Annotated in this window: 8 protein-coding genes and 1 pseudogene; all 9 read left to right on the top strand. The window is 40.9% G+C overall.

Going from position 1 to position 8716, the window contains the following annotated elements:
- Positions 1 to 542: hypothetical protein (locus A3756_RS27905; protein WP_068554159.1), on the top strand; the 542-nt coding region annotated here is incomplete at its 5' end.
- Positions 536 to 2296, top strand: coding sequence for a lipopolysaccharide assembly protein LapB (locus A3756_RS17985; RefSeq protein ID WP_068512669.1), 1761 nt, complete (start codon positions 536 to 538; stop codon positions 2294 to 2296). The genes A3756_RS27905 and A3756_RS17985, both read left to right, overlap by 7 nt.
- A gap of 71 nt (positions 2297 to 2367) precedes the next feature.
- Positions 2368 to 5184, top strand: a complete 2817-nt coding sequence (locus A3756_RS17990) for a tol-pal system YbgF family protein (RefSeq protein ID WP_068512667.1) — start codon at positions 2368 to 2370, stop codon at positions 5182 to 5184.
- On the top strand, positions 5165 to 5788 hold the full coding sequence (locus A3756_RS17995; protein ID WP_068512665.1) for a tetratricopeptide repeat protein: 624 nt from the start codon (positions 5165 to 5167) through the stop codon (positions 5786 to 5788). The genes A3756_RS17990 and A3756_RS17995 overlap by 20 nt, the downstream gene beginning before the upstream one ends.
- The gene (locus A3756_RS18000) at positions 5789 to 6121 is read left to right on the top strand and encodes a hypothetical protein (protein WP_068506862.1); all 333 of its coding nucleotides are present in this window, start codon (positions 5789 to 5791) and stop codon (positions 6119 to 6121) included.
- Between the two features lie 335 nt (positions 6122 to 6456).
- Complete coding sequence (locus tag A3756_RS18005; protein WP_068512663.1) at positions 6457 to 7095, top strand: MotA/TolQ/ExbB proton channel family protein; 639 nt, start codon at positions 6457 to 6459, stop codon at positions 7093 to 7095.
- Between the two features lie 89 nt (positions 7096 to 7184).
- Positions 7185 to 7709, top strand: coding sequence for a biopolymer transporter ExbD (locus A3756_RS18010; RefSeq protein ID WP_068512655.1), 525 nt, complete (start codon positions 7185 to 7187; stop codon positions 7707 to 7709).
- Positions 7706 to 8200, top strand: a complete 495-nt coding sequence (locus A3756_RS18015; RefSeq protein ID WP_068509548.1) for a biopolymer transporter ExbD — start codon at positions 7706 to 7708, stop codon at positions 8198 to 8200. Before A3756_RS18010 ends, A3756_RS18015 begins: the two co-directional genes overlap by 4 nt.
- A gap of 2 nt (positions 8201 to 8202) precedes the next feature.
- Positions 8203 to 8716, top strand: a pseudogene (locus A3756_RS18020) (hypothetical protein); the annotation flags it as partial.

Genomic DNA, 8716 nt, shown 5'->3' on the forward strand with positions numbered 1-8716 from the left:
TGCAGTTGAATGCAGCGCCCCCTGTTGCTCAGCCCGCTAACAATAGCCTTCCTGCAAGCCAGTCTCAGAAATCTCCTGTAAAGAAAAAGTCTCCCGAGTTGGTTAAGCTTGCCAAAGAGGCCGAACAGATCAAGTCAGACTTAATTGAGCTAAATAGAGAACTTTATAATTTTGAAGAACAGTTACTATATCCAACTGAAACCCAGTTGGCTGTTTTTCTATCCCTTGATGCCAAAACTACTTTTACGCTTGATTCAATTGAAGTTCTGTTAGATGACAAATTAGTCGCTACGCATTTGTACAACAAGTCTGAGTTGGCAGCCTTAAAGAAGGGCGGGGTTCAAAAAATCTATCTTGGAAGTTTGGCTGATGGACAGCACAAATTAACAGCCCAGTTTAACGGACAGGGTGCAGATAATAGCTATTTTCGTCGTAAGAAAGCCTTGAAATTCACTAAGGAAAATAAGGCTAAATACATACAGATGGAAGTTATTGAAAGTCCTGGTAAGCGAGAGCCCTTGTTCAAAGTTAAGCAATGGTAGCTGTCATCATGCTTTCTATGTCAGGTAGTATTCTTCAGTTCTCATCTCGTTATGTTGCCTTGCAATGTACCAAACTTTTTAGCTTTGCTCTTGCGTGCCTGACTCTTTCTATTCTGCTATCTGTTCCAACAGTTGTACTTGCCGCCAGCCAAAGCAAAGGCATTCCAGAAGAACTCTACGAGGGCATGGTCAAATTCAAGCTAAATAGCGGTGACGTCTTCAATGCACTGGCGATGATGAACGAGCCTTATATTTCAAAATATCCTGCCGACTATAACGCAGCCTTACATGGTTATAGCATGTCTAACAAAGCGCGTAAGCTGTTAGATATCAATGGCAAGCAAAAAAACAAACTTAGTGATTCTGAGCGATTTACGCTTGGTGAAGTCTACTATAACGATAACGATTGTATTAATGCGCTTAAGTCATTCAAGGGACTAAAGAATAAGCTGTCACTAGATGATAAACAGCGTTGGACTTTTTATAGAGCAAACTGCTTTATAGAGCTCGGTAGCCCACAGAGAGCAGCGAAAGCACTAAGGGATTTGGTCGGAGGAGTCTGGGCTGCTTATGCTTATTACAATCTTGCTATAGCTTATGCTGAAGCGAGCCATGACAAAACTAAAGCGCTCGGCACGCTTTGGATAGCGAGTTCACTGAATAAAGGTAAAAGCGAAGAAGAGTTGGCTTTGGCTGACCGAATTAATCTTGCGTCCGGCTCACTCTATTTGGAGGGGGGAAAGCCAGACCTTGCTTTAGAGTTTTTCAAAAAGGTTCGCCTTGACTCTGACAGTACGGCTGCAGGCTTATACCTGAATGGCTTGGCACATCTGGAGCTTGGTGATTTTCGTGCTGCCACTCAATCCTGGTTTAGTACCAAGACTTACCCTCTTACAAATCAAAGTGTTGCTGAAGCAGCATTGGCCATTCCTTACGCATACGAACGCTCCGGCTATATAAGTCAGGCTCTTGAAGCCTATAAAGAAGCCAGTTCCGGCTTTGAAAACGAATTGAGAACGATTAACAAGCTAGATACGGCGCTTGAAAAACATGGTGCGCATGCAGTGTTGATTGATGGTAGTGAAATTAAGGGGCTGGAGTGGTTTTTGTCAAAAGGTGTTGTTAAGAATACTACACGCGCTGCTTATTACCGTTATTTCGCTCAGGATAGGGATATTCATGACGATATTAAGCTATACACCGAGATGCACAACCTAGTGGTAAATATCGAGTATTGGCAGACTCAATTATCCGTATTTTCTCAGGCCTTGAACTCTAAAAAGAGTAATTTCAGTAAACAAATAAAGCGTTTTAATTCTGTTGAAATTGCTAACCGAATTAATGCTTATGATAAAAAAGTTGGCAAACTTTCCTCAAGTAACTTGATGACGCCAAAGCTTAGTAAGAGCTTGCAGATTGAGGCAATGAAAAACGGTGTAGATACTTTGGCAAGTAGGCTTGGTAAGCTTCAAAGCAAAGTAAATAATGGTCCTAAACTACTTTCAAGCCAGTTATCTGAAAGCGCAGCTCTAGGGCAGCGACTCGCAGCGAAAAAAGTGAAGATAGAGGCTTTGCTAGATAAGTTGGATAGCGAGATTACTAATGTCTGCCGGCAGCATCTTTCTGAGCTAAGAAAGGTGATGATGTCCAATTATGAGAGAGCTGAGCAAGGCTTGGTGCATATTTTCCAGGGTATCGCTGAAAATAAATCGACTAAGCGAAAGAAAAGTAAAGACGGGCGCTATTCTCGATGATGTATTTTATTAAATCGACTAGAAACAACGTTCCTAGGCTTTATTCTTGGGTACTTCTTTTAGCTGTAGGTATGTTTTCAAACACTTCTTATGCTGCTAGTGATGACCCATTTATTTTTGAGTTGAAAAGTGATCTCGAAACCATTGGTGATATCAAACCGAGCTTTATCGTCTACCAAGATAAACCTTTACCCAAGGTCTCAATTAATTACATCTTAAAGCGCTACATAAAATTATTTGAAAACGCTAACTCGCCTAATGTAAAAATTGATGCTTTGAATCGTATTAATAACTTAAGGGAAAAGTACAAACTCGATAGCAAGAAACTTACGATTGATAAAGTTACTCAAAGTCAGGTGGTGCTCGATAGCTATGATCGTATTGTCGATTCAGGTGTATTTTATCAACGCATGGATGAATTGCTTTACCAAACAGCTAAGGCAACAAAATTTATAGGTAATTCTGAAGAATCTATAAAACGACTTAAATTGTTAGTAGGTCTTTACCCAAAGTCTGATCTGGTTGATGAAAGTATGTTCCGAATTGCCGAGACATATTTTGATTTGGGTATGTTTGATAAAGCTGAAGCGCAGTATAAGAAAGTACTGGCTTTTACAAAAGATTCTACCTTCCATCATAGAGCAAACTTTAAGTTAGGTTGGGCTGTTTTTAGACAGGACAGGTTTGCCGACTCAGCAGTTCATGCTAGTAAGGTATTAGATAAGTACCCTGAGCTAAGGAATGCAATCGGGTACGATACCTTGGGCCTCAAGGATCAAGATATTGTTGACGATACCTTCCGACTTTTCTCTACTATGTTTTCTCAAGACAGAAGCGGCGAGAGTATTGAGGTGCTACAACAGAGTATCGGGCATAAGGACTATGCATATTTGCTTTATGACTCCTTATTTCGATTCCACCTAAGATCTGAGCGATTTCGTGATGCGGGTCTCGTAGCCAGGGGCTTTACCGATAACTATCAAATGAATTTTGATGCTTATCGAATGGCACAAAATGAAATACAAACCTATCGTCGTGGTAATTTCGATATTCTAGAATGGGAAGCGAAAGAAAATTTTGTAAAGAATTTCGGTGTTCATAGCCCTTATTGGAAAACGCTTGAACCCTCTCAATTAGAGATTGTCAGACCTTTGCTTGTTGAGGCCCTAGATGAGTTGGCACACCTATATTATGTAAGAATGCAAACGGCTTACGCCAAAGACTCCGAAGTTAAGAGTGAGCCTGCTGAAATTTCAGCTAAAGCGTCAAGCTATTATGTATTTGGTAAGCAGGCTGCAGACTATTACGAAGAGCTGGTTCTCACGCGAGGTCAAGATCGCTATAGCGGTGAGAACCTTTACCTTGCAGCTGAGGCTGCATATAAAATTGGTGATTATCGTCGTGCAATTTCTCTATACGAACGTGCAGCTTATGAAAATGTTAGCCATCCAAAGGCAGTTCAAGCTGGCTATGCTTCAGTTCTGACATATGACGACATCAAAGTTTCAAATAGCGGCAATACCCAAGATCTCGGGCCATCTGATAAGCTACTTCGCAGAGAAGCGATTGAGCGTTTTGCTGCGCATTTTCCTATGGCTAATCAGACGGCAGGATTGTTGAACGACCTAGCAAATGAATATTATCGCGAACTAGACTATATCAATGCAGTAGAAGTTTCTTCCCGAGTTGTACAGTCCAGATCGGCACCTGCTGCGATATTGTATTCTAGTTGGTTGGTTAACGCTCATAGTCATTTCGAGCTAGAAAACTATTCTCTTGCAGAAAAAGCCTATCAAAAACTTGTTACTTATAATAAGAAGTCTGATGTAGAGGTCTTAAGCGAGCGCTTAGCTGCGTCTGTTTACAAGCAAGCAGAGAAAGAAAGTGCGATTGGGAAAAGTGCCGAACTTTATTTGAGAGTCGTCGACCTAGTGCCGGATTCGAGTATTGCTCCTACGGCACTTTTTGATGCGTCGACACAGTTTCTACAAATACAAAATTGGCCGCAGTCCATCGCCACCTTAAACGTTTTCCAAGAGCGTTTTCCTGATAGTGAGTTGTATGAGGATGCCTCAGATAAGCTCGTCTATGCTTACTTGGAGAATGAAGAGCCAATTCCTGCTGCAGAAAAACTAGTCGAGATATCGAATTCTACTGCGGACTTGGCTAAAGCGTCGAACTCACTTTATCGTGCTGCAGAAATTTACTTAGAAAATGACTTTGCCTATGAAGCTGTTGGGCTTTTGGACGGTTTTGTTAAGCGCTATCCCGATCAGTTCGAGTTAAATATTGAGGCATATTTCCAAAGTATTCGCTATTTTGATCGTCGAAAAGAGGACTCTAATGCTAATAAGTGGCGTGCAGCGCTTGTAGAATATGAACAGGATAGGATCTCTCAGCGAAACGGGCGTTCTGCTTATGTTGCAGCAAATGCAGCGCTTAGGCTATTAAACAAAGACATCCTTCAGTTTGAAGCGATTAGCTTAAGCTTACCGCTCAAAAAGTCTTTGGATCAAAAAACACGAAATCTAAAAGCCTTGGTAGCTAAACTCGAAAGCCTTGCCGATTACGAAGTGTCCGAGGTTATTTCAGCGGCTACTTATAAAATCGGAACGATATATAGAACCTTAGCGCAAGATATCATGTCTTCCGAAAGACCCGACAAACTTACAGAGCTTCAGTTAGAGCAATACGACATTCTACTGGAGGAGCAGGCGTACTCATTCGAAGAGCAAGCTTTGGAGATTTATCAGATTAACCTCGATAAGGTTCCTGATGGTGAGTACGATAGATGGATTGCAGCCACCTATGAAGTGTTAGCTGAAATGAATCCAACAGAGTTTGAACGTAAATCAAAGGCGATCTTACATGCTGATGAATATTTCTAAGCCTATGAGTCATATATCTAAGGTAATCCTTGTTATAGGTGCTTTGTATTTTGTCGTAGCTTGTTCAAGTACTAGCAAAAAAATAGAGCCTATCCAGATTGAGAAGCCGGCTAGCGCTATTGTTAAGCCAATCCTCACGGAAGACGATAAAATTGCATACAAGCAAGGTCTAGCTCTTATCAAAGAAAAATCTTACGTTGAAGCAGAAGAGATATTTAAGGGCTTAATTGATAGATATCCGACCCTGGCTGGTGCATACGTTAACCTTGGTTTGATTCGTCATTCAAATAGGCAGTTAGCTGAAGCTGAAGGCTACTATCAGCAAGCACTAGATATTAATCCTAAAAACGTAAACGCTTTGATTCAATTATCTTTGATTAGCCAGGATGAAGGTAAGTTTCAGGACAGTGAACGATTTTTAAAGTCAGCCTTAGCAAAGGATTCAAATCATCCGATGGTTAATTACAATCTCGGGGTACTTTATGAGTTGTACCTACGTGATTACGACCAAGCAATTGAACATTACCAGGCTTATGTTAAAAATGCGGGTGAAGACGACACAAAGACTGTAGAGCGCTGGATAAAAATGCTGGAGCGTAAGTAAATGAATTTGATCAAATTGAGAAGGATTAAAGCAATTTCTTGTCTGATATCTGTCATTTTGTTGCTTATGTCTCCTTTTGCGGTTTCTAAGTCGAATCAAGATGAAAAGAGGGTTGAAACGCTGTCGGAAGTCTCTATTATTGGCAGCTCTGAACTGCCAAATGTAAGTTTTGATCTGCCATGGAAACTACCAACTATAGAGAAGCGTGATGAAGCGTCTCCGCCAAAAAGTATTCCTGGCATTTTAGATAGCATTGAACCTGTCCGGTTCCGACAGCAGATTCATTTTTCAAGGTTTTTGGAAGTCGATTCTCCGTCTTTCAAACCTCGATAGTGTAATGGAAAGCGTAAAACCTTGTAAATTTGTAGGGAATTTATGAGCGTGTCCCGGAATTCCTGGGTTGCTGTCTATACACTTGCAATCACATAGTCGTTCGTCAACAAGGAACGTGAACCTGTTCATACGTATTAAGGTGCAGGTAAAGACATAATGAAAATCAGCATTATAGCTGACGACAAACTCTGTTTTATTTCGTTGATGTTTATTTAGTCATCAACGCCGAACAATTACTTTGAATACAAAAAATAGATGCGGTAGCGATTCTATGAGCATTACGTACTCGTAGTATTTGCAAAACGCTTTAATTAGAACATTAAGGGGCACAAATCATGTTAGATACGATCTTGCGATTTTTTCAGGAAGGTGGGGCGTTTATGTACCCAATCGCAGTCGTTTTAGTAATCGGTTTAGCGATTGCTATTGAGCGTTTTATATATTTAACCGCAGCAAAGAACTCTAATAGAAATGCCTTTGATAAGGGGCTGTTACCGATTCTTAGAAAGCGCGATTACCCAAAAGCGCTAAAGTTTGCTAACGACTCACAGGCTGCTATTGCAGCAATTATGGGTGCGGGTTTAAGTCGTTTATTAAACAATGCTAACCGGGATGAAATTGAGTTCGCTATGGAAGAAGGCTTGATGGAAACACTTCCTCGCCTTGAAAAGCGTACACAGTATTTAGCGACATTAGCTAACGTATCTACCTTGCTTGGTTTGCTGGGTACTATCATTGGTTTGATTGCTGCGTTCACTGCAGTAGCCAATGCCGATCCAGCAGAAAAAGCTTCTCTTCTTTCTCAAAGCATCTCCGTTGCAATGAATACAACTGCTTTTGGTTTGATGGCTGCTATTCCTCTATTGCTTTGCCATGCAGTGCTACAGACTAAGACCAATGAAATTGTCGATAGTTTTGAGATGGCTGGTGTGAAATTACTAAATATGATTTCCGATAAAACTGGTCAGTCCTAGCACTCATCTTTTTTATGAACTCAATTGACAGTAGTTTATTTATTCAAAAGATAGATAACTAACCGGTATTACTAACTAGCGATATATATATGGCACGAAGGAAGCATAGAAAGCTTGTTCAGCAGGCAGAATTGGACATCACTGCGTTCATGAATCTCATGATTGTACTTGTGCCGGTATTGCTATTAAGTATGGTTTTTTCTCAAACAGCAGTATTAGACCTTAATTTTCCAGTACTGGACGATGCGCAACTCCCAGATAATTCCGAAGAATTGCAACTGCAACTAATAATACGTAAAAACAGCCTGACATTGGCTGATACGAAACAGGGTTTAATAAGAAAGATTCAGAGTAGTGAGCAAGGTTACGACTTTGATTCCTTAGTGAAAGTCCTTAAGCAGTTAAAAAACAGGTTCCCTGAGAAGACTGATATCACATTGCTTTTGGGCGAAGAGATAAATTATCAAACTCTTGTTAGTGCCATGGATTTAACTCGCTCTTATGAGACTGTTGTTGCAGCAAGTGTTGTTAATGCAGAGCTTTTCCCCGATATATCTATTGGTGACGCACCCATTTTGGATGTTGAAAGTACTGGTGGGGGGGCGACACCATGAAACTATCCAGAAGAGCGAAGAGGATGCAACGTCATTACCGACGAATGCATAAAACCGGTGGCTTAAACCTTGTGTCACTCATGGATATTTTTACCATTTTAGTTTTCTTTCTGATGGTGAACTCTTCAGATGTAAAAGTACTTCAGCAGGATAAGTCTGTTGAGTTGCCGCTGTCGGTGGCTAAGCAGCAGCCTAAGGAAAATATCGTAATTGCTGTAAGTGGCAGCAATATCCTTGTTCAGGGGCGGGTAGTATCTAGCATTAGTGAGGTTTCAGATGACGGTCTATTTCCTGGCTTAAAGTCAGAGCTGGACTATCAAGCAAGTAAAAATCAGTCTTTGCAGAATGTTCGTGATGGATACCCTGTTACTTTAATCGCAGATAAAAACGTGCCTTATAAGCTGTTAAAAAAGATTATGGCAACTTGTACTGCCGCCAGCTATACCCGGGTTTCCCTGGCTGTATCAAGAAAGCTTGAAGGTAAGGGGTAGGGATGATTTTTCCACAAGACCGCTTAAATCTACCTTGGACGAAAGAAGCTGGTGAAAGTAAACGTTTCAGCAGTATTCTGCTTACCTTGCTCATGGTCTTTTTGGTACTAGCGGTATGGATACCTAATGCATCTGTGCCTGAAAAAGATCGCAAATCACTTGAAAAGCTCCCACCGCAACTAGCAAAGTTAGTGAAGAAAAAAGAGCCACCCAAACCCAAGCCAGTCAAAAAGGAAGAGAAACCTAAAAAGGTTGAAGAAAAGCCTAAAGAAGAAAAACCTAAACCTAAAGAAAAGCCTAAGCCTAAAGAAAAGCCTAAGCCAATTAAAAAGCCGGAGCCGATTAAAAAACCTCTGACTACAAAAGTCAAAAAAGCGAGAGAAGTTGCTAAAAAGTCCGGCTTGTTAGCTGTGCAGTCAGATCTTGCTGAACTTAAGACAGTCGTCGATGTCGCTGCCTTGAAAAAGAAAGTTGCACCAAGTAAGCAGGCGACCATTGCCGCGAAAGCAAGCGGAC

The organism is Oleiphilus sp. HI0086, assembly GCF_001635225.1.